At 55.6% G+C, this 20,164-nt stretch carries 17 protein-coding genes; 6 read left to right on the forward strand and 11 right to left on the reverse strand.

Annotation, left to right across the window (positions count from 1 at the left end; all coding sequences use genetic code 11):
* Complete coding sequence (locus ACUN9X_RS15620; RefSeq protein ID WP_260034617.1) at positions 1–954, forward strand: HlyD family secretion protein; 954 nt, start codon at positions 1–3, stop codon at positions 952–954.
* A gap of 129 nt (positions 955–1,083) precedes the next feature.
* Here the strand turns inward: ACUN9X_RS15620 and ACUN9X_RS15625 are convergent, their stop codons facing one another.
* The 7 genes from ACUN9X_RS15625 to ACUN9X_RS15655 all read right to left on the reverse strand — a co-directional run bounded on the left by ACUN9X_RS15625 (position 1,084) and on the right by ACUN9X_RS15655 (position 9,351).
* On the reverse strand, positions 1,084–3,069 hold the full coding sequence (locus tag ACUN9X_RS15625; protein WP_445473689.1) for a TRAP transporter permease: 1,986 nt from the start codon (positions 3,067–3,069) through the stop codon (positions 1,084–1,086).
* Between the two features lie 89 nt (positions 3,070–3,158).
* A complete protein-coding gene (locus ACUN9X_RS15630) occupies positions 3,159–4,316 on the reverse strand; it encodes a TAXI family TRAP transporter solute-binding subunit (RefSeq protein ID WP_445473690.1) in 1,158 nt (385 codons plus the stop codon).
* A gap of 307 nt (positions 4,317–4,623) precedes the next feature.
* On the reverse strand, positions 4,624–4,941 hold the full coding sequence (locus ACUN9X_RS15635; protein WP_445473691.1) for an antibiotic biosynthesis monooxygenase family protein: 318 nt from the start codon (positions 4,939–4,941) through the stop codon (positions 4,624–4,626).
* 47 nt (positions 4,942–4,988) lie between these two features.
* On the reverse strand, positions 4,989–5,999 hold the full coding sequence (locus ACUN9X_RS15640; RefSeq protein ID WP_445473692.1) for an ArsA family ATPase: 1,011 nt from the start codon (positions 5,997–5,999) through the stop codon (positions 4,989–4,991).
* 19 nt (positions 6,000–6,018) lie between these two features.
* Positions 6,019–6,297, reverse strand: a complete 279-nt coding sequence (locus ACUN9X_RS15645; protein ID WP_260034623.1) for a cory-CC-star protein — start codon at positions 6,295–6,297, stop codon at positions 6,019–6,021.
* A 101-nt stretch (positions 6,298–6,398) separates the two neighbouring features.
* On the reverse strand, positions 6,399–8,081 hold the full coding sequence (locus ACUN9X_RS15650; RefSeq protein ID WP_445473693.1) for a carbon starvation CstA family protein: 1,683 nt from the start codon (positions 8,079–8,081) through the stop codon (positions 6,399–6,401).
* A 193-nt stretch (positions 8,082–8,274) separates the two neighbouring features.
* On the reverse strand, positions 8,275–9,351 hold the full coding sequence (locus tag ACUN9X_RS15655; RefSeq protein ID WP_260034625.1) for a GGDEF domain-containing protein: 1,077 nt from the start codon (positions 9,349–9,351) through the stop codon (positions 8,275–8,277).
* A gap of 264 nt (positions 9,352–9,615) precedes the next feature.
* Here ACUN9X_RS15655 and ACUN9X_RS15660 point away from each other — a divergent pair, with 264 nt between their 5' ends.
* On the forward strand, positions 9,616–10,425 hold the full coding sequence (locus ACUN9X_RS15660) for a hypothetical protein (protein WP_445473694.1): 810 nt from the start codon (positions 9,616–9,618) through the stop codon (positions 10,423–10,425).
* Between the two features lie 54 nt (positions 10,426–10,479).
* On the opposite strand, the gene ACUN9X_RS15665 is transcribed toward ACUN9X_RS15660, so the two are convergent.
* On the reverse strand, positions 10,480–11,286 hold the full coding sequence (locus ACUN9X_RS15665) for a DUF1338 domain-containing protein (protein ID WP_260034628.1): 807 nt from the start codon (positions 11,284–11,286) through the stop codon (positions 10,480–10,482).
* Positions 11,276–12,415 carry an arginine N-succinyltransferase gene (astA, locus tag ACUN9X_RS15670; RefSeq protein WP_260034630.1) on the reverse strand — a complete coding sequence of 380 codons (1,140 nt, stop codon included), beginning with the start codon at positions 12,413–12,415 and terminating at the stop codon, positions 11,276–11,278. The genes ACUN9X_RS15665 and astA overlap by 11 nt, the downstream gene beginning before the upstream one ends.
* 192 nt (positions 12,416–12,607) lie before the next feature.
* Between astA and ACUN9X_RS15675 the strand changes: the two genes are divergently transcribed.
* Positions 12,608–13,036: an Lrp/AsnC family transcriptional regulator gene (locus ACUN9X_RS15675; RefSeq protein WP_260034631.1), complete on the forward strand. Its 429-nt coding sequence runs from the start codon at positions 12,608–12,610 to the stop codon at positions 13,034–13,036.
* A 104-nt stretch (positions 13,037–13,140) separates the two neighbouring features.
* Here the strand turns inward: ACUN9X_RS15675 and ACUN9X_RS15680 are convergent, their stop codons facing one another.
* Positions 13,141–14,418 carry an O-acetylhomoserine aminocarboxypropyltransferase/cysteine synthase family protein gene (locus ACUN9X_RS15680; protein ID WP_260034632.1) on the reverse strand — a complete coding sequence of 426 codons (1,278 nt, stop codon included), beginning with the start codon at positions 14,416–14,418 and terminating at the stop codon, positions 13,141–13,143.
* A gap of 259 nt (positions 14,419–14,677) precedes the next feature.
* Between ACUN9X_RS15680 and ACUN9X_RS15685 the strand changes: the two genes are divergently transcribed.
* Together ACUN9X_RS15685 and ACUN9X_RS15690 are read left to right on the forward strand one after the other, a co-directional pair.
* Positions 14,678–15,661, forward strand: coding sequence for an MBL fold metallo-hydrolase (locus tag ACUN9X_RS15685; protein ID WP_260034634.1), 984 nt, complete (start codon positions 14,678–14,680; stop codon positions 15,659–15,661).
* 143 nt (positions 15,662–15,804) lie between these two features.
* Positions 15,805–18,156: a glucose/quinate/shikimate family membrane-bound PQQ-dependent dehydrogenase gene (locus tag ACUN9X_RS15690; RefSeq protein ID WP_260034636.1), complete on the forward strand. Its 2,352-nt coding sequence runs from the start codon at positions 15,805–15,807 to the stop codon at positions 18,154–18,156.
* Positions 18,157–18,254: 98 nt separating this feature from the next.
* Here ACUN9X_RS15690 and ACUN9X_RS15695 read toward each other — a convergent pair whose 3' ends face one another.
* On the reverse strand, positions 18,255–19,124 hold the full coding sequence (locus ACUN9X_RS15695) for a sterol desaturase family protein (protein WP_260034638.1): 870 nt from the start codon (positions 19,122–19,124) through the stop codon (positions 18,255–18,257).
* Between the two features lie 86 nt (positions 19,125–19,210).
* Between ACUN9X_RS15695 and ACUN9X_RS15700 the strand changes: the two genes are divergently transcribed.
* Positions 19,211–20,137: a LysR substrate-binding domain-containing protein gene (locus ACUN9X_RS15700; protein WP_445473695.1), complete on the forward strand. Its 927-nt coding sequence runs from the start codon at positions 19,211–19,213 to the stop codon at positions 20,135–20,137.
* Positions 20,138–20,164: the final 27 nt, after the last annotated feature.

Here is a 20,164-nt window from a genome sequence, read left to right on the forward strand (position 1 = left end):
GTGGATGTACTCCTGATTCTGACCTACACCGCTTTTAGTATTGCCGTTTTCAAAGTGTTCAAGGTGCCCCTGAACAAATGGACGGTACCGACAGCGGTTCTTGGCGGTATTTTTCTGCTGGGCTCGCTGATCGTGATAATGAATTACAACCATCCGTATTCCGAGCAGGCCCGCAAGTATGCCCGCACAACGCCGATTGTGCCGACCATTTCAGGCCGCGTTGACTCCGTTGAAGCGCCCGCGAACGTGTTGCTTGAGAAAGGCGATGTGCTCTTCACGCTCGATCAGACCAAATACCGGGCAATTGTGGATTCTCTGACGGCTCAGTTAACGTCTGCCAAGCTTGACCTTGATCGTGCCACGAAACTGGCGCGCACCGGGGCGGGTTCACGCAGGGATCGGGATCTGGCCCAGGCGCGTTACGACGATCTGAAAAACCAGCTTGTTGCTGCGCAGTTCAATCTTGATGAGACCGTGGTGCGCGCGCCGACGCGGGGCTACGTATCCCAGGTGTTTTTGCGCCCGGGCATGATTGCCGTCAGTCTTCCATTACGTCCATCCATGATTTTTGTACATCAGGAGGCTGATATCTATACCGGCTGGTTCCGGCAGAACAGCTTGTTGAGACTGGAAGTGGGTGACGAAGCAGAGATTGCGCTGGATGGTATTCCGGGGAAGGTGTTTTCCGGGGAGGTCGACTCAGTTCTGCCTATTCTTGCAGAAGGGCAGTTGCAGCCATCGGGTACTCTCGCCAAGGATGACGCCGGGCCGGGTCGGATTCCGGTGACCATCCGGATCACTGATCCTTCATTTGACCAGTATCGGAGCCAGGTTCCTGCCGGCGCTTACGGTCAAATGGCGCTTTACAGCGATCATTTCCACCATATTGCGATTATGCGGCAGATACTGCTTCGAATGTCCGCCTGGATGAACTACCTGTTCCCGTTCCACTGAATCAGTGGCGCGTGTTTTCAGGTTAACGCTGAGGCCGGGAAACCGGCCTCAGTTGTATTTGAGGTTCCGTGGGAAGCGACGGTATTGATCTCAGGCTCAGCACCTCACGCTTCCCGATAAACCATCTTTTCAGGCTATCGCCGGTTGTTTCTTTGTCGCCAGCCACGCGGCGGCTATTGCGGGGACTATCAAGATGGCACTGGCCAGTGACAGTTCCCCGTTGCTCAGCGGCACAGGCCCGCCACCGGGAATGGCCAGCAACATGCCCCCCAGAATAAGCGCGAGTCGTATCGGCCACTGCAGCAGTTTGCTCGCACTGAGATCGCCCACGCCCAGCAAATAGCCTTGCATCGATCCGGCTATGAGCGTGATGCCAACGAGTGCCTGAGCAATCACAATAGCGATTTCATTCCAGTTGCCCTGAAAGATCAGCGCGGGATTAAGCACAAACAGGAACGGAATGAAGTAAATAACACTGCCCAGACGCATCGCCTGCACACCTGTTTCCATCGGTCGTGCTCCCGCCACAGTCGCTGCAGCGAATGCACCCAATGCTACCGGGGGCGTGATAAAGCTGAGCATGCCCCAGTACAGAATGAACAGGTGCACTGCGAGCGGATCCATACCCCCGCCGTTAATCAATGCGGGTGCCAAAGCGACAGCGAGGAATATGTAGGCTGCGGTGACAGTCATGCCTATGCCGAGAATGAAGCTGGTTAAAGCGCCCATCAGCAGCAATACCAGAGTGTTCCCGCCGGCAAGAAAGATCAGATCGTTGGCGATTGTCCCTGATAACCCGGTTACGGATAGCGCCCCCACCAAGAGGCCGACACCGCCCAGAATCGCGATCAATTCAGCAAACAACTTGCCCGAGTTCGAGAAGAAGTCTTTTACATCCTGCCAGCCCCACCGCTGGTAGGGCAGAATCTGATTGATTGCGATGAGCAATGCTGTTGCGTAAAAGGGCGCGGTCGCTTCACGCCGCAAGAAAAACAGCAGCCAGATCAGCAGCACGAAAACGAAAATGAAGTACCAGCCTTCTTTCAGGGTTTGCTTGATGGATGGCAACTCATCGACCGGCAGACCTTCAAGTTTGTGGCGAGCTGCGTAGGCATCGATCTGGATAAACAGCCCCAGGAAGTAAAGCACCGACGGCACCGCGGCGGCGAGCGCAATAGTGCCGTAGGGAATGTTGAGGAACGCTGCCATGATAAAGGCGGTAGCGCCCATCACGGGCGGCATGAGCACGCCACCTGTTGATGCACAGGCTTCAACACCTGCGGCATAGGAACGGCTGAAGCCGACCCGCCGCATGGCCGGAATCGACAACACACCGGTCGTGAGCACGTTCGTGATGACGCTGCCGCTCATGGACCCCATGAGACCACTGGAGAACACGGCCACTTTGGCCGGTCCGCCCCTGACGTTTCCAAGCAGGGCAAAGGCCAGATTGATAAAAAATTTGCCGCCGCCGGTTTGCTGCAGCGCTACGCCGAACAAAAGGAAGCCGATGACAAGATTGGCAAAGGCCTGCAGCGGAATGCCCATGATGCTTTCGCGACTCATGGCATGGTAAATCGCGGTCTGGGTTGGCGAAGAGGGAAAGCCCTGAATCGGACCGGGCACCAAATCGGCAAAAATGGGATAGAGGCTGGCGATGCCGACAATGATGGCGATGGGAAGTCCGCCGGCCCGGCGAACGGCCTCAACAATAGTGGCCCAAAGCATGAAACTCACGACCATCGCGTATTGCGGTGCCTCATACTCCCAGCCCCGATCGAGAATCTGTTCGGCGTTATAAACGAAGAACCCACAGATGCCCGTCGTCGCAAGGAACAAAAGCACGTCGTACCAGGGAACTTGTGTTCGCGACGCATGTTTGTTCATCGGCCACAGGACGTAGACCAGTGGCAGCATGAGCGCGACGACCATGTAGAAAAACTGACTTTCGACCTGCGTGATAAACCCGATGAGCTGCAGGTTGAACAGGTAATCGATGGTGATGAGGGTCATCACGACGGTGGCAACACGGGGTACCCAAAGCCAGAAACCGGTTAACTGGCGAATACCGGAAATGTTTTCCGGTGGACTGGCGGTCTCTTGAGGAACATTCATCGGTAACACTGCTCCGAAGTAGAAGTGAACAAAGAGGTGGTCAAGCAATAGAACGGGTGAGTCATGGCTGACTCACCCGGGGTGCTGGCTTAGCGGAATACGGGGTTCATGCCCGCAGCTTCAAGAGCGGTTGCGCGGGCGTCCATCCAGCCGTCACGAAAGGCTTCTTCATCGGAAGGTGGGTTGTTGCCGGTGTAAGTCTTCCAGGTTTTCATCAGAATGTTCTGGCGCTTAACCAGCTTGTCCTGATGTGCTTGCATAGCATCGGTCCATTCACCGATTTCCTTGTAATAGGCGACGACGGCATCGTGGAAGGGAATGACCCATTCCAAATTCTGGCTGTCCAGGCTATAGCCGCCGTTTCCGGGAGCTGCGTCCTTATATTTATCGAAGTCTTCGTGGAAGACGCGGATCAGGCTGTCAGCAAGCTTGGGATCAGTGTCGGCGTTTGCTACCAGAATCGGGTACGGGTAGCTCGCTCCGATCCATGGGTTGTCTTTGCTGTATTCGCCCGCTGCTGACGTGACTTTATGCGGCTGGAAGTAAGGTGCGACCGCTTGCAGGCGCTTCCATCCTTCTTTGTCGTTCGGGTCCAGCTCGGGCCATACGATACCGCGAGGGCTGGCGGCCAGTTGTTGAGGTGGCGGTGCGACGCTGACGGTAAAGGCGGTATCGACCTGATCCGAGATAATGCCTTCGAACGCACGACCGTAACCCGGGAACTCGACTTTCTCGACGTCATCCCAGGTGAGGCCGCCAAACGCCAGGTATGCTTCAGTGCCAAGGTTCAGAGCGTCATCACCGCGTATCCAGGAGACGCGCTTGCCTTTCAGATCCTTCGGTGATTTGACGTCGATGTCGCCTGCGACGGCGATACCCAGGCCAAAGCTGGCGATCGACGTTGTAATGACGCGAATGGGTTGCGGCCCCCAATTGGGGTCAGCAAACATCAGAACGCCTTCAGAGCCGTAGTAGCTCGCGATACCGCATGCGCAAAGTGGCACACGGCCGGTTTTGAGCGGCGTCATACGGGAGACGTCGTTTTCACCAGGCAGAATACGTACCGCTGTACCATATTCGTTCTGCAACAGGTTGCCGATAGACACCATCTGGCTGTAACCGGCTGATCCTGTGCCATAAGCGGTCATGGCAAGGGTGTTGGGGAGGTCTACTTTTTCCGCGCTGATTGCGGACAGGGGAGAGGCTGCAACGGCTGTAGCCAGTAAGCACCGAAAGACACGTAACATTAGACAGTCCTGTGTTTGTATTTATGGGTCTGCGTTTCGCAATGCGAAATAACATTTTGTTATCCATTTACGAAAATAGACGGGCCTTGCCGGTGGTGTCAATTGTTATGTCTAATCTGTCACGTTTTGTCGCATTGAGGGTGGTGTGTAGCAGGTTCTTGCAGTGCGGTTCAGGCGCGCGGGGCCATCAGCAAAATGCGGATCGAATTGGCTGGGTATTTATTTGTGCGAGGCAACAATCGATTGGGCCTGAGGCGCCCAGAGAGGCGCTGCCAGAACGCGATGTTCTGCGCAGCAGTGGTATTCGTCAGGATTGCTCCGGCGGCAATACGACCCATTCAGGCTCATCAAAAGCCCCGATCGGTCGGATATCGCAAAAGGGTGCAGCGCTGCGAATGATTTCGGCAACGTCGGGGTTGTGCTGGCCTTCCATCGCATCTCTTTGAGCCTTGGTGTCCCAGCTGGCGATGGCAATCAGTACATTCGGATCGTCGAGCTTTCGGTGCAATCGAGTACCCCGGGCACCGGGCGCTCGCTGGATGATCTCGCTGGCGCGAACCCAGGCGTCGGCATACTCCTCTGCGGTGTGGCCGTCCTTGATGTGCACTTCGAAAATGTATTTCATAAAGCCTCCGTATTGGCCAGGCGCTCAATTGGGCAAGCTCGTGAATTTTACGCCGGATCAACAAGTTTTGCCGCAAAGGCCTGCAGCGCGTCACCACCCTGAATATCATCCTCGAATAGTGGCAGCCTCAGTTGTTTGATGCCTTTCAGACGTTGATCAATGTCCGCCAGGTGGCGGCTCTGTCTCTCCCTTCGGGTCGCCCAGAATGCACTATCATCGTCCTCTGGTAAAAGCCGGTTGATGATAGCGCCGGCCACCGGAATAGCGGCACTTTTCAAGGCATTCACGGCCCGTTCAGTCTCCAGAATTGGCAATCGCTCGGGCGTCAGCACGAATAGAAAAGCGGTGTGGGATGCGTCGTTTAACAATCGTCGGGTGCGATGGAAGAGCCGTTGGCGCGCTAGCAGCGTCTCGGTGAGTTCACGGCTTCGGTCGTCCAGACCTTCGAGGGCGTTTTCCGAAGGATCGGACATGGGGTTGTCCAGGCTACGGCCTGGTGTCAGGTGCGCCAGCGCCTTGCCGAGTTTTTCAGAGCGTTTGTTGTGTTTGAGCAGGCCGTCTGTCCAGGCGGCCATCACTTCGGGAAGGCTGAGCAGCCGCAAGGTATGGCCGGTTGGGGCGGTGTCGAAGATCAACAGGTCGTAGTCGTTCTGGCTGTCCTCGATCAGGCGGGACATGCGTTCAAGTAGTGCGGCTTCCTGAGCGCCCGGAGACTGGCTGCTCAGCCGCAATTGACGTTGCAGCTCTTTGACATGATCCGGCCCGACGTAGCGCTTCATCTGAGAAAAAACACGCTCGAGGTAGGCGTCAACCTCGGTGTCAGGATCCAGCTCCAGCGCGGTCAGGTTCGGCCAGACGCGGGTTGGCCGGTTGCCGATCGGGCGATCAAACGCATCGGACAGGCTGTGAGCCGGGTCAGTTGAGATCAGCAGTACACGCCGTCCGGCATCAGCTGCGGCCACGGCCATAGCCGAAGCGACGGTGGTTTTTCCGACACCGCCTTTGCCCCCGACCATCAGCAGCTGCCGGTTTGCAATCAGATCCGGAATATTGAGCATAAAGGCCTCAGGTAAGCGATTAGCAGCAGCGCATATTATCAAGTGGCGAGCGCTCCATTCCCATGCGGGTATGCCAGTCATGGAAACGTTCCAGCAACAGGGGCTGCAGCTCAAGACAATACCAGCTGGCAGGGTTGGGAATTCCCATCATTTCACCGAATACCAGTAGCATGAAGAGATCATCTTCGTCCCGTTGAGCGCGGGCGATTGCGGCACGGTATGGCGCGTTGTAATACTCGGTACCTGCCGCGCTGGCGCGCCTGTACCAGTATTTGAAACGAGCCAGGGTTTTATTCATGGTGCGCTCCGTTCCGGCAAGCCCGCGACAGGGCACAGGTTATTGGAAAAAGGGTATTGTCAGCGACTACACCTTATATTGGAATAGTCGCTGACGTATCGTCAGGTGTTGCCTGCTTCTGCTTTTTTCTCGCGCTTAACCCTGCGCAGCGTGGCGGTGCACTCTAGCGTGACCAGCACCGCTGCAACCAACACCACAAGATCAAGACCAAAGAGGAACCAGTCGCTCTTGAGGTAGAAGCCTTTAAGTTGCAGCAGTAGCGCGTAGAGGGTCATCGACAGCAGAAAAATCAGCGGCACCAGCGCGTAAATCGTCGGCGAACCGCGGCGTACCAGCATCACCGTCACGACGAGTAGCGTGAGCCCGGCCAGCAGCTGGTTAGTTGTGCCGAACAGCGGCCAGATCAGCAGCCCACCGGAGCCATCTGCGCCTCCCGCACCGAACGCCAACAGCAGGCATGAGCCCACGGATAGCAGTGTTGCGGGCGCTGCTTTGGCCATCCACTTGATGTCGTAGATCTCGCCCCACTCCTGGAAAATGTAGCGTTGCAGGCGAAGACCGGTATCCATCGTGGTACCGGCGAAAAGTGCCGCCATAACCGTCAGCATGGTGCCGGCTACCGCTGCATCCATACCTGTGCCCTGGCTCAGGATGGTCGCGCCGCCATTGACGAATGCCAATACACCGCCCTGGCCAAACGCGGTGTAGACCGCCTGCCAATCGGCCAGCGAAGCAAATCCGGCTGTACCGGCGATGATAGCCGCCAGTGCCAGCGCCCCCTCACCAGTGGCACCAAAGTAACCCACAAAGCGGGCATCGGATTCCCGGTTGAGCTGCTTCGAGGTGGTGCCGGATGCGACAAGCCCGTGGAAGCCTGAGATTGCGCCGCAGGCTATGGTCACGAACAGCAGCGGAATCATGGAGGGGGTATCCGCCGGCAAGTTGTTGTTGATCATCGGAGCAACGACGGTCGGGTTGCCAATCAGAACTGCGGCATAAAGTGCGATAAGCCCCACAAACAACTGAAGACCGTTGATGTAGTCCCTGGGTTGCAGCAGCATCCAGACGGGCAGCAGTGACGCCACGGCGGCGTAAGCGAAGAGGATGAGAATCCAGGCTGCGTTGTCAGACATGCCCATAACCTGTTCGGGCAGGGCGACAGGCACGGAAGGCCCGATGTAGATCAGGAAATAAAGTGCGGTGACGCCCAGAAGCGACACGATGGGCAGGCTCATCTTGGCGCGGTAGATCAACTGGCCAATAACCAGTGCCACCGCAATAGCGCCCCATACCGGCACTACCGAGCCCGGGTTGTTGATCAGCAACTTGGCAATCACCACACCAAAGACGCCGTTGACCATCAACAGAACCAGGAAAATCACAATCATGAATATTGATCGTGTGCGGTTGCTGACAACTTCGCCTGTGAGCGTCCCTACTGACTTTGCCTTGTTGCGCACGCTGGCCCAGATGGCGCCAAAATCATGAATGCCGGCAAAGAAAATAGTGCCGATAGTGACCCACAGGAAAGCGGGCAACCAACCCCATATAACCGCAATGGCCGGTCCGACAATCGGCGCGGCACCGGCAACCGAGGTGAAGTGATGCCCCCACAGAACGAATTTGTTTGTGGGAACAAAATCGACGCCGTCTTCAAACTCATGAGCCGGCGTTTTGAATTTGTCATCCAGTTTGAAAATGACTTTGGCGAGAAAACGGGAGTAAATGAAATAACCCGCAGCCATCGCTCCCAGTCCGATAATCAGCAGCAGTATGGCGCTCATCACAGTTTCCTGAAGAGTTGGTTGGTTTGTTGTGCGAGGGTTCTATTAAAGATAGGTCAGTCAGAACTGCCATGCTCGGCGTTGGGGCTGAAAAATTCAATGGATCTGCGCCTAATGGCTAATACCGGAATTGATGTGGCTCAAGCGCCCGTGCTCTGGAGCAACTGCTGTCATAATGACGGGAGGCGCCAATTCAGGCGGTTTGAGACGTCGTCGTTTCGGGTACGGGCATGTGCCCGTCGACCTCGGGTCCTACAACACGGTTTCTGCCTTCAGCTTTGGCGGTATAGAGGCGATGGTCTGCCCGGGTGAGCAGGCTTCGAAGGCTGTTGCCGTCGGCGCCGATTTCAGCGATACCGACGCTCATTGTCAGCGAAATGGTTTTGTCTTCAAAAGTTAATGGGGTGTTCGCCAGGGTGTCCCGCAGGTGTTCGCATACAGTGCGGGCCTGCAAGCTGTTGGTGCCCGGCAGCAGCACGCCGAATTCTTCGCCGCCAAGACGGCAGGCCAGATCCCCTGCACGCAGGTTCTTCTCCAGCAGGCGCGCCACATGAATGAGCGCCTGGTCGCCGACATCATGCCCATACTGGTCGTTAACTTCCTTGAAATAGTCGAGATCGATCACGAACAGCGTCAGTGGTCTGGCGTTTCGGGTCGCCTGCGCCTTTTGCTGCTCAAATACTTCCCTGAACATCGCGCGATTGGGCAGGGCGGTCAGGAAATCAGTGCGCGCCATTTGCAGCAGGCTTAGCTCGGTGCGCTCTCGGCTGACTTCATAAACATGAGAGAAGGTGACGATGCAGATTGACAATATAGCAATATTCATCAATGGCATAGGCTGCATCAATTCAGCAGAGTCATGGTACTTCATAACGAAAATAATGCCGGCGATCAGTGTGAAAGTGATGGACATAACGAGCCCGGTTTTGCGACCGTGCAGAAGATGAGAAAGTAGTGGGATCAGGAGCACCCACCCGAAGACGGAGAGGGTGGCACGGGGAGTGGTCATGGCGAACATCATGACGCAGAAGAATGGTATGGTGTAACAGAAAATCCAGCGTTGCAGGTTCTTGGTGTTGCGGCCAGCAATCATCAGGAAAATCGAATAGGCTGCCATGCATAGTTCAGCGACAGACAGCATGATGTTGCCGCGAAATATATTCCCTATCCCGAAAATGATGCCGGCTATGGCGGTTAGCCATAGAAGGGAAACCAGCACGGCTTTACGATGTGGCCGAGCCAGTTTAAGGCTCGTTTCGGAGATATCCATCTGAGGAGTCCGGAATGCGTCATTGCCATTCTGAAGTTAATAGACGCTACCTCCAAACACAAGAAAACAAGGATTGTTACGGCGCGGTTTCGACGCCACTTGCCCATATTTCATGATATGTCACAAAAAACGATACTAAAGTCGTAGACGCTTGTTGTTGAACCCTTGAGTGCCGCTTTTCGGAGTGGCTGCTACAATTCAGGAAGTACGTACCGGCAGGCTTGATGGAAAAAGCTTGATCTGTAATTCAGGGAGATGGGTGGCATGTCCATGTCGACAACCCAACACAGCGATACCCAGTTCAGCCTTATTTATCATTACCTCCAGAGGGCGCAAGCTTTGCTGGTGCGCTGGTTATTTTGCAGCATGACGGTTTTGGGCGCCCCGATGCTGGCTGCGGATCAGCGCGTTATCACCTCGCCATCCTCGACCGGGGAAGTCTCTGTGAATGTAGGGCAACGCATTGTCAGTGCCATGTATCGGCACTGCGGCGACGACGTTCATTTCCTCGAGGTGCCGGCGGCCAGGGCTTTTGTGATGGCAGAAGCCGGGCAGTCTGATGGTGAGCTTGCCCGGGCGAAAGAAGCCGTAAAACCCGGAGCACCATTGCGGTCACTCACTGAGATCTTGCTCGAACTGCCGCTGGTGCCAGTGTATTCAGCTAATGATCGGTCGCCGCCGACGGGAGCATCGGGTGAAAGGTGGGGCGTCTTGCAAGGTTATCGCCGTTTCGCCGGAATGCTGCCCTCTGAAGTAACGGCGGTGCCTGTGCGGGGTACAAAGCAGTTGTACGACCTGCTTGATCGGCATCGCATTGATGCGGCGCTTATGATGGCATTCGACGCCCGGGTCTATTCCAGAATCGACAAGGGCCTTGAAGTCGGGGAACCGGTTGGTCATGTGACGCTGTATCACTTTGTACATGAAACCAGAGCTGCGAGCGTGCCCTGTTTGTCACAACAGCTCTCCGCCATGAAGCGGGGTGGTGAGTACGATCGGATCATTGAAGATACAGTAGACGAATACGTCGCAAGGAATCGGGTTGAGCAGCCGGATGATGGAAAAGCCGATTAAGATGTTGCTCGTCCCTGAGCAATCTTCGGAAGTTAGAGCGCGTGGCCAGGCGTTTTACATTCTGGCGTCTGTGCTCTCGAAAATCTTGTCCGCAGAGGCCGCGACGAATCCTGTGTAAAGGCTGCCATCAGCAGTTGGATAACGTTTGGCAAATTCGTAGAAGCAGCTTGGGATCGATACGGTCTGGTCGGCAAAGCGCGCATCTGCCCTGTCGGCCATAGTTGATGATTGTTCCAGCATGTCGGCCGGCGACCCTTTTACTTCGCCACCTGACGTGTTGACGTTGTAGCCGTTTTCTTTCAGCACCTCATTGATAGCTTCGACACTGTCGAATTGCTCCAGTTGGTTCACATTGACCGTGAAGTGGTTGGCGCGATATCCCCAGGCTGCCACCCAGGCCGCATACTCACTTTCAGCCAGCAGAGCTTTGTACGTGGCGTAATCCACTTTCCAATGAGTGCCGGAGTAGAGGAAGTTATCGGCGGTCACGGCGTCCGGATCGACCTGATCAACGATGTCACGGACCACGGCCTGAAGCTCAGGCGAGAACTTCTCAACCAGCAATTCCGAGATAAAGACCTTGGGTGCTGCTGGATCCGGATGCTCATAATGCTTGGCATAGAGCTTCTTCGCTTCGAAATTGTAGTCCCCGCCTTCGGTATAACCCAACGCCAGAAAATGAGCGGCCAGCTTGTCGAGATTCACTTTTTCCAGATTGAATGTGCGCAGGGCAATATGATCGTTAATGATCTTGTGGCCCTGAGTGCCGCCGAGAATACAGTGAATCTCCTGGGCGGATGGCGTGACGGCCTTGTAGTTGTCCCACAGGTTGCTGAACAAGGACTGGATATCAGAGTGCATACAAAAACTCCTGTTGGTGTCTGTGGGCGGTTTTAAGTTCGTATGTTTGCGTCTCGGTTGCGGTCGCTGATTTGGCGGCCGCCAGTTGAACGAAGCGCGCCGTGGCGCCATCCGTCAGGCCCAGTGATTCGCAAAGCGCTGACGGTATTTGTAGCAGGTTATGCTGCGGCAGATACGTCGCCTCTTCGGTGACTGTGGCGCGGAAATCCGCAGTCGCCGTATTGGCAATGGCCAGAACCTCGTGCTGATCCTGCTTTTGACCTCGATTAAATATCGGAGTTTCCGCATCAATGACCTGAACACGGCATTCAATTGAGCCTGCGATACTGCGGATCTGGCTCAGCTCAGCCTCGACGGTTGGGCCGGCGTCGAATAGATCCACGTAGCCTTTATGGCGGAAGCCCTCGGACTCCAGCATATGCAGGGCAGGCCGGGTTTTGTCGTGGACCTGACCGATCACCTGTTGGGCCTCGGGACTCAACAAATGAGTATAGAGCGGATACTTGGGCATGAGCTCGGCGATGAACCGATTGTTACCCGACCCCACCAGGCCGGTCACTGTGGCAAAGTCGAGATCAACAAAGTGGTCGCGCAACCAGGTCCAGAATGGCGAACGGCCATCGTCACAGGAAACCCCGCGCATTTCGGCAATCACGGTGTTGGCAAAGCGCTGGGGATGCTGCGCCATAAACAGGAAGCGCACTTTTGATAATAACTTGCCAGCGTAGGCGCGGCGGAACTGTGGCCGCAGAAACAGCGTGCAGATCTCGGTGCAACCGGTGTAGTGATTGCACATGTTGAGCACATCAACGCGCTTGAATAGCGAAAGCTCACGGGAGTGATGCACCACCTGGCTCTTGTGGTAATGGTAAAGCGGGCTGTCCATACCGACGGAAGCTTCAATTCCGGTGGTGCCAATAACATCACCGGTATCCGGATCTTCAAGCACAAACAGATAACTTTCGCTGCAGGGTTGCGTCACCGAGCTGGCAAAGCTATCAATGGAGTGCTGGATTTTCTGGGTGAGAAAGTCACGATCATCAACCAACGACGTGAAGCCGGGACCGGATTCAACCGCAATCTCCTGCAGGACGTCTAGATCCTTGTGGGCTATTGGACGAATGAACATCAGCTGTACTCCCCGCCGTAAAAATCTTATGTGAGCGCGCCGATTGTCTCCGTTGGTCTTGCCGACTCCAACAGGGTGACCTTTTATCCAGCCGCATTTCGGTCAGTATGAACAGCGTGCTGGCTAATTTGCAGTGTCAAAATGAGCGAATTGATGAGAATATTGGTTAAAATGATTTAGTAGAGTGGCGCTATGATAAAAAAACAGGATCAGCAGTTGTTATTTCTGCTGCGTCAGAATGCCCGGGCCAGTATTTCTGATCTTGCGCGGGAATTGAGTCTGTCGCGGTCGACGGTACAAAATCGCATCGCCCGACTGGAGGCTGCGGGGATTATCCGGGGATATTCGCTGGACGTGGGAGGGGAGTATTCGGCGAACAAGGTCGAGGCGCATGTATCGATCAAAGTGCATCAGAAGCTCACCGCAAAAACCAATATCGCGCTGGAACAAATAGGGCAGGTGGTGCAGCTCTACTCTGTCAGTGGTGAATACGATTTACTGGCGATTGTACAGGCTCAATCTTTGGAGGAGTTAAGCGCCGTGCTGGATGATATTGGCAACCTGGACGGTGTTGAGCGCACGAACTCGGCTGTCGTGCTGGAAACCAAATTCAAGCGATAGAGGCTAATCCAAACGACGTTCAGCGCCCCTGTAGCCGAAGTTTCAGTTTTGGCTACAGGGACGGGGTCAATTGAAACCAGTCCACTGATGTCCGGCTTTATGAGTTATGGACAAGCCACCTTCAGTGCCTGTTCGACGTCGGCAATAATATCCTCGACATGCTCAATACCAATGGAGAGGCGGACCAGGTCTTCGCTCACGCCTGCACTCTTCAACTCTTCAGGGTTAAGCTGGCGGTGGGTTGTGGTCGCCGGATGACAGGCCAGGGATTTGGCATCGCCAATGTTCACCAGTCGGTAGATCAGCTGCAACGCGTCGATAAACCGTGCGCCGGCTTCTTTGCCTCCCTTTATACCAAAGCTGAGAATGCCGGATGCGCGCCCGCCGCAAATTTTGTCGCAGGTTGCCTTGTAGGGGCTGGAGGACAATGTGGCGTAGTTGACCCACTCAACGAGGGGGTGGTTTTCCAGAAAGCTTGCCACTTTTTCGGCATTCTCGCAGTGCCGTTCCATCCTTAGTGCGAGGGTTTCCATGCCCTGCATGATCAGGAACGCATTGAATGGGGATAGCGCAGCGCCGGTGTTACGAAGAGGCACCACCCGGCATCGACCGATAAATGCGGCAGCGCCGAGCGCTTCGGTATAGACCACGCCATGATAGGAAGGGTCCGGTTCATTAAGCATCGGGAAGCGCTGCTTGTTGGCGGCCCAGTCGAATTTTCCTGAATCCACCACTATACCGGCGACGGTTGTGCCGTGGCCTCCGATATATTTGGTCAGGGAGTGCACGACAATGTCGGCACCGTGCTCAAAAGGACGGCACAGGAAGGGCGTGGCTACGGTGTTGTCCACGATCAGCGGTACGCCGTGCCGGTGAGCAATGTCGGCCCATTGCTGGATATCGACGATATTACCCGCCGGGTTGCCTATGGATTCGCAGAACAGCGCACGGGTGTTGTCGTCAATCGCTTTCTCTATCGCATCAAAATCATCATGCCGGACAAAACGGCACTCAATACCCTGGTTAGGCAGGGAATGCGCAAACAGATTGTAAGTTCCGCCATACAGCTGGCTGGTGCTGATGATGTTGCTGCCCACCCGGCAGATGGTTTGCAGGGCATAGGTGATGGCCGCCATGCCCGAGGCAACCGCTAGCGCGCCGATACCGCCTTCAAGCGCTGCCATGCGCTCTTCAAGCACCGCATTGGTCGGGTTCATTATGCGGGTGTAAATATTGCCGGGCACTTTCAGATCGAACAGATCAGCGCCGTGCTGGGTATCGTCGAATGTGTAAGACGTGGTCTGGTATATCGGGGTTGTGGCGGCATGGGTTGTAGGATCGCCGCTGAACCCGGCGTGCAGGGCAAGCGTTTCAGCTTTCATTGCGTTGTTTCCCTTGTTGTGAGAATTGTTGTTGGATGAATGACCCAGGATCATTCGAAGTGTGCCCGGACAATGGGTAAGGCATGCCTTGGAGGATACTATGGCATTACACCGACAGCCATTGAAGCACTCTTTGGCGAGCACCCTGAAGCGCCACAATCGGGTCTGCAATGGCATTCCCATTGTCTGATACATGTCAGGTTATGCGTCGTAGCTATACTGACAGTTCTTAAAACGTTTGCAGCAAGGAGCATAGGTCATGAATTGGAAACATTGGTGGAGTGCGGCGCTGACCGTCAGTTTGGCAAGTCTGAGTGCACAAGCTGCGGCAGAGGATCATGTCAGGGTTACACCGCTTGGTAGCCACAAGGGCGAGTTCTGTTCACTGGACCGGGCCATGGTTTTCGAGGATCCGAACGGTACCCGTATCCTTTACGATGCAGGGCGTACCGTCGCCGGGCCGGATGATCCGCGCCTTGGTGATATCGATGTTGTTCTGGTGTCCCATGTTCATGGTGATCACATTGGTGATCGACGGATTGCCGAGCAGGGTGCCGGCACGTGTGCCAGTCCGGAAGCCTCTGTTGACGCAACGCCCAATTCAAACAGTGTCGATATTGCAGTCGGGAAGGGGGCTAAAATACTGACCGGTAGTGAGATGCCAAGCTTCTTTGCGACCAAGCTGACCGCCGCAGGCGGTAAAGCCGAAGACTCGGTACTGGTGCGATTCGGCGCCATGCAGACGGTAGGCGGTGTAGGCATTACAACCGTGCCGGCGGTGCACAGCAACGGACTTGCGCCGGGGTTCTTGACCGGTCCGCTGGCTGACCACCTCAAGCAGGCGGGCGTGAATGCCTATGTTGGACCACCGACCGGCTATATTCTCAAATTCAGTAATGGCCTTGTGGTCTATCTTTCCGGAGACACGGGGATTACTGCCGACCAGAAGCTGGTCGTGCATGACTTCTACAAAGCGAAGTTGGCCGTCATGAACATTGGCGACACTTACACCACCGGGCCAACAGAGGCGGCTCATGTTGTTAACGAGTTGGTCCAGCCCGCTGCTGTCATCCCGTCCCATGCGAATCAACCGTCTACCAAAGAGGGCAAAGTGCTGCCGGACTCAAGGACGGCAGAATTCGCGGCTGCGACTCAGGTGCCGGTCTACATCCCGTTAAGTGATGCCACCATGTCATTTGATGAAGACGGTGTTTGCCAGAAAGGATGTCTGGAAGGTAACTGACAGCCAGGTGACGCCCTGACTGACGGGGAAAATTCTGTCATCAGGGCTATGCTTGAGATGAGCTGTCTCAACCGGGCTGGTCGCACTGTCGCTCTATGATGCGTAGCCTCTTTCACGCAGATTCATTACAAAGGATTGATCTTATGATCATTATGGCGATTATTTTCGTCTTGATGGGCGTGACGTTGCTTGCGGGTGGCGCGTGGCTTATCACACTGGGCGGAAGCTGGTATTACGCCCCCGCCGGTATCGCGCTGGTGGTAACCGGCTGTCTGGTGATGCGCAAACGCACCAGTGCGCAGCTGGTCTACGCCCTGTTCCTGCTGTTTTCAGCGGTTTGGGCAATATGGGAATCCGGACTGGACTGGTGGCCGTTGGCAGCCCGCCTCGGTGTCTTCCTGCTGCTGGCGATTCCGTTGCTGTTTCCTGCCCGTTACGGCGGCCGGGGTGGAGTGTTCGCGCTGGCGTCAGTCTGGGTGGTGGTTGGCTTGATAACCGTCTCCACGCTGTTCACTGATGTTCACCGCATTGAAGGCCAGCTGACTACCGAGCGTGTCATTGAGAACCCGGATACGGGCAATGTCCCGGAAGGGGACTGGATCAGTTACGGTCGCAGCAACCTTGGTCAGCGCTATTCGCCGCTGGATCAGATTACCCCGGAAAATGTCGGCCAGCTTGAATTGGCGTGGCAATACCGCACCGGAGATCGCAAAGGGCCGAATGACGTCACTGAGACGACCTATGAAGCGACGCCGCTGAAGGTTGGCAACACGTTGTATCTTTGCACGCCTCACAACTGGTTGGTGGCGCTGGACGCGGACACCGGTAAAAAGCGCTGGGTTTATGACGCCAAAGTGCCGGCTGAAAGCCAGCGTCAGCACCAGACTTGCCGAGGCGTGTCCTATCTGCCCCCGGCGGATTCAACGACAGCAGTCGCGGCAGCGGGTAACAGCGAGGCTCAAGCCTTAACACCAGCCGAGGCGCTGGACAGCAAAGTCTGCGACGCGCAGTTGTTCATGCCCACATCTGATGCCCGCCTGATCGCGGTTGATCCTGCTACCGGCGCTCGTTGCAGCAATTTTGCCGAAGACGGCGTGCTCGATCTGATGCATAACATGCCGTTCAAACAAAATGGTTACTACTATGCGACTTCGCCGCCGGTGGTGGCGAACGGGAAAATAGTGGTGGCCGGGTCGGTCAACGACAACTACGACATCAACTCGCCATCGGGTGTTATCCGTGCCTACGATGTCAAAACAGGCGAGCTGCAATGGAACTGGGATTCCGGTAATCCCGATGAAACCGCGCCGATTGGCGAAGGCGAAACCTATGCCACCAGCTCACCCAATAGCTGGTCAGTCGCCAGTGCGGATGAAGAGCTCGGGTTGATCTATCTGCCCATGGGGAATCGCACGCCGGATCAGCTCGGCATGTACCGCTCGCCGGCAGAAGAGAAATACGCGACCTCTGTGGTGGCACTTAGCCTTGAAACCGGCAAGCCCGCCTGGGTACAGCAGTTTGTCCATCACGATCTGTGGGATATGGATACACCGGCCCAACCCAGTCTGGTGGATATCAAAACCGCCAATGGCGTAGAGCCCGGGCTGGTGGTGCCGACCAAGCAGGGCGACGTGTATGTGCTCAACCGCAAAACCGGTGAGCCCATCATCCCCATCACCGAAAAACCCGCTCCCAAGGGTGCGATTCCCGGCGATCATACGGCTGAAACCCAACCGGTTTCCGGCCTGAGCTTCACGCCGCCCAAGCTGACTGAATCGGACATGTGGGGGGCGTCAGCAATCGATCAGATGATTTGTCGTATCCAGTTCCGCAGTCTCCGATACGACGGCCGTTATACGCCGCCCTCGGAGCAGGGCACTATCGTGTACCCTGGCAACTTTGGTGTCTTCAACTGGGGCGGTATTGCAGTTGATCCCGAGCGTCAGGTGATGTTCGGCATGCCGCTGTACATGGCCTTCACCTCACGGCTTGTGCCTAAAGATGGCGGCGAGCCAACGGGGCCTATGAACGTGGGAGAACAGGGCCTTAACGAGAACGCAGGGGCTGAGTACTCAGTCGAGCTCAAACCTTTCATGTCGCCGGTGGGTGTGCCCTGTCAACAGCCACCCTGGGGCTATGTTGCGGGCGCAGACCTGCGTAGTGGCGAGATTAAATGGAAGCACAAGAACGGCACCATCAAGGATATGACGCCCTTGTCGATTCCGTTGAAGCTTGGTGTGCCCGGTATCGGCGGTCCGATCATTACCGGCGGTGGCGTTGCGTTTCTCGGGGCTACGGTAGACAACTACCTGCGGGCCTACAACGTGACCGATGGTGAGCAGCTCTGGGAAGCACGGCTTCCAGCTGGTGGTCAGGCTACACCCATGACGTACCTGAACAGTAAAGGTGAGCAGATGGTGGTCATCGTTGCAGGTGGTCATGGTTCAATTGGCACCACCATTGGCGATTACGTGATGGCGTATAAACTGCGCTGATTGTGATGTCCTGAATGTTCACGTAAAGCGTGAGAAACCAAAATGCCGCAGTTTACGCTGCGGCATTTTTTTGTGCGTGGGTTATAGACGGGTGACTTTCAGGTCTTCAGGTATTTCTTCAGGTCGGTATTGAAATACCGGTAGAGCACACTTTTCTGTTCCCGTTCGGATTGCCGCCAACCGTAGATTTCGGGCTTTTTGGTTTCGATTGCTAGCGTGTCGAAAATCAGCCAGTCGTAGAGAGCGAGCGAGCCGCAGACATTTTTTGCAGAGTTCCGGCCCCGGGCATGGTGCTGATGGTGTTGGGTTGGAAACGTGATCACATGCGCCAATGCCCACATGGTTTTGCGAACCCAGGCCCAGCGGTGATTATGGAAATAAAGGTCGTAGTTCCATTGCGTATGGGTATGGGCCGCCCAAAGTCCTTTTGCGACAGTGCCCCAGAGAAAGACGTCGACCAGTCCCAGATAGAGTGCCAGCAGCTGAAACCAGTAGTTGGGCATGATCAGCCACCACAGCCAGCCGTTGGTGAAGGTCTGTGTCACGGTGACTTTTCCGCGTTCATCATCGCCACTGAAATGATGCGGCCGGTGCGAGAGTTTGTAGACGGCCTGGATGGCTTGCGCCCAGCGATGCTTTGGGCGCTTGCAATGCGCAAAATAGTGACCGGCACCGTGAATCAGTTCTTCAAGACAGAAAAAGGCAATCACTGTTGGCCAGAAGTACTGGTTATCAAGCCATGCCAGTGAACCCGCACTACCCGGAACCAGTAATGTGAGGGTGTAGCTGATAATCAGCAGTACCAGCGGCCGCTGAATAACCACCATCATTACGGTAGTAAGACCGGCAATTTTCCAGTCCTGTGCTGTGCGCACACCGTTGGCGCTGCGCCCGCTTGCCCATTCATAGATCGCCGCGAGAAAAATATATCCAAGTACCGCAGCGCCAACGAGATCGTTCAGGTCCATTATTGTTCTCCGCTTTATTAAACCTGAGCTCATCATGTCCAGTGTTGTCTTTTTCGTCTAATGAATATGCTGTATATATAATATCCATGAAGCTGAATTTAAGATCTATCGACCTCAACCTGTTACCCGTGTTTGTCGCCGTCGTCGAAGAAGGGCAATTGTCGCGGGCTGCAGATCGTCTGGGCATGAGCCAGCCTGCTGTGAGCGCTGCACTGCAAAGGCTGCGCGTGACTGCGGGCGATCCGCTGTTCACACGCTCCCGGACAGGGCTCGTGCCCACGCCCCGCGCGCGGGAGCTTTGCGACCAGATTGCCGGCGGGCTGAACATCATTGCTGATGCACTGGATCCAGGCCGGCAGTTTGACCCTGGTACGGCCAATCGCGTCTTTCAGATATGTGCTGTCGATTATTTCGAGACACTGATGCTGGGCTCGCTGATGGCCTTTTTGCGGCAGCAGAGTCGTTCAATCGGGATCAAAATAGTGCCCCAGCAAGGGAATTGGCACCGACAGCTCATCAGCGCCGAGCTGGACTTCGGCATGGATTCAATGATGCCCGAGAGCGAGCGGCTCAATGGCATTGTGATCGGCTACGAGCAGATTTCAGTGGTGGCGAGAAAAGGGCATCCGGTGATTTCAGGCGAGCTGACCATGGCGCAGTTTCTTGAGGCCGAGCATGTCGTGCTGCCAGAGCGTGAACGCCACACATTGCCTCTGGATCAGATTCTTGGCCACCCTGGCTGGCAGCGTAAGATTGGAGCGCAGGTCATGCACTTCAGCAACCTGCTGTCGGTCGCCAGCAGTTCTGATCTGATTGCAACTGTCCCTGCGCGGATGGCCGAGAGAATGGCCGCTAACCTGGATCTGCAGGTTTTTTCTTTCCCGGTTGCGACACCCAATGTGCCGATCTATCTGTTCTGGCCGATTGCACTGGAGAAGGATAAAGCCCATCGGTGGTTTCGCGAATTTCTGATGCAGACCATCCCCGTTTTATTGTCACTTCCCGACGCTTGAGGGGGCGATGCTCAGTTGGGTTCGAGT

The organism is Marinobacter sp. V032 (genome assembly GCF_052645435.1).